The following is a 1,826-nucleotide window of genomic DNA, read 5'->3' on the forward strand; positions in this document are numbered from 1 at the left end:
GGACATTTCGTGTTACTGGGGTTAGTCCCAGGTGTTGTGGTAGGGGGTGGTGTGGTGGAGTTCGTTCCAGCAAATTGCGTCGCCCCAGCCGGGGATGGTGCCGGCGGCTTGGCGGGTTTGACAGGCTTGGTACCAGGCGTTTTCGAGGGCTGCGTCGGTGGGCATGGTGGCCAGGATTGTCGCTGCTGGCTGGGGGGGCAGAGTGGGTGTAGCACCACCCCCTACCAGCAACACGTAGTGTCCTATAACCCAGAAAGAAAGCTCTCCCTGGAAGCCACTGAGGCTTCCAGGGAGAGCAGTCAGAGAGTGCGAAAGACGAATACACCGCTATCAACGGCATCCGCAACGGTGTAGTCGAATTCGAGGTCGTGAATCCACGCGTCCCAGTCGAAGAAACGCTTCGCCTCCTCAGGCCATCCGTCCATCAGACAGATGTCCTCAGCGAGCTGTGTCGCGTAGTCCTCGAACGAGTCCCAGCAACCACAGTAGCGCTCCTTAAAGTCGGAGACGCTCGGTAGTGTATCCCCACACGCTACGTAACAGCCTGTTTCAATCCATGCGAGCAGTGCAGGCCACTGTTCTTCTCCGATCTCATCGAAGACTTCACCCCAAAGCTGTGCTGTATCGGGTGACATTTCGCTGGTTCCTGTGGGGAACCCCTCGTGATCAAAGATCCATAGCTCGTCGTGATATGTGGGGCCAAGGTGTAGGTCTTCAGGTGTTACCTCACCGGCTTCTTCTGCCGGGAACCATCTCCCGTTGAGTATGCCTTCGTTATAGCAGGCTAGACAGCCGATCCAGACCGACGGACGAACAGTAGTTTGAGTAATCATTCCAACCTCCCGAGTAGGTGGAGGTGAGGCCGGGCAGTCCAGCTCGGGTAAGGACGCACACAGGCGACCTCACCTCCAACGAGTGGCTCGGGGTCGCTTTGCGACCTTCTCAGGGGATGAGCGGGAGGAGGACCTTTATCGCTCATGAGGTGGGGAATTATCATCCTCATACGATCTCAGTGGGGTGGGGTTTGCATATCAAGTAGCACATGTCTTACCGCCTGATTACCGCTTTCACCGCTTGGTTACCGCCTGTTTGAGGCTAAGCGGTATATCGAAAACGTTGGTATATCAGTCAAAACATGGTGTGTTACCGCCTCTACCGCCTAATTTCTAAAAAGTGTACACGCGAGTGTTCATCTTCCTACATATGCGTGTGTATATATAAAAGTTTTCGGTTTTAGGCGGTGAAGGCGGTAAAGGGTTGGGATTCGGTTGAGATACGAGGGAAAACGCTATACCGCTTTTGCATTTTCAGGCGGTAAACAGCCGGTATCAACGCCGATTAGGCGGTGAAAATCCTCCTCTGCAACCTCCCTCCCACGAGATCATGCACGAGCGAAGATAGTCATACGCCCCGAAGGGGCGTTGGATGATAGTCCTCGATGTTGGGTGATAGTTCCCCCTCCCCCACCTCGACGACGGGCCTGAGTTTGGCTGAAAGGTAGGGAATAACATAGGGATTCGGTCTCGTCAGGGCAAAACAAAACCCGGTATCTCAGCGACTTTTCGTTGAGATACCGGGTTTCTCTGGTAGCGGGGACAGGATTTGAACCTGCGACCTCCGGGTTATGAGCCCGGCGAGCTACCGAACTGCTCCACCCCGCGTCGGTGGTTAAAACCTTACCACTAGGATCAAGATGCTTCAATCGCGACGACCGTGAACTACGTCTCCGCATCGTGGCGCCCGGCCTGCAACCCGCGAGGGGTCGCGGAGCCGGGCGCCCGATCGACAGACGCGGGCTAGGAGCCGCTTTGCGCATCCGTCGACGG

Annotated in this window: 2 protein-coding genes and 1 tRNA gene; all 3 read right to left on the reverse strand. The window is 56.0% G+C overall.

The annotated features are described in order from the left end of the window. Nucleotides 1-21 precede the first annotated feature (21 nt). Nucleotides 22-165: a hypothetical protein gene (locus tag BQ7477_RS11845; RefSeq protein ID WP_159430574.1), complete on the reverse strand. Its 144-nt coding sequence runs from the start codon at nucleotides 163-165 to the stop codon at nucleotides 22-24. 134 nt (nucleotides 166-299) lie between these two features. Further along, nucleotides 300-833: an antirestriction protein ArdA gene (locus BQ7477_RS04720; protein WP_073982716.1), complete on the reverse strand. Its 534-nt coding sequence runs from the start codon at nucleotides 831-833 to the stop codon at nucleotides 300-302. A gap of 751 nt (nucleotides 834-1,584) precedes the next feature. After that, a tRNA-Met gene (locus tag BQ7477_RS04725) sits at nucleotides 1,585-1,661 on the reverse strand. Nucleotides 1,662-1,826: the final 165 nt, after the last annotated feature.

Source organism: Actinomyces bouchesdurhonensis (assembly GCF_900128465.1).
GTDB lineage: Bacteria > Actinomycetota > Actinomycetes > Actinomycetales > Actinomycetaceae > Pauljensenia > Pauljensenia bouchesdurhonensis.

What these genes read in the sequence shown, in the direction of transcription:
- BQ7477_RS11845 (WP_159430574.1), bottom strand. Translation starts at nt 165, where the DNA reads ATGCCCACCGACGCAGCCCTCGAAAACGCCTGGTACCAAGCCTGTCAA.
- BQ7477_RS04720 (WP_073982716.1), bottom strand. Translation starts at nt 833, where the DNA reads ATGATTACTCAAACTACTGTTCGTCCGTCGGTCTGGATCGGCTGTCTA.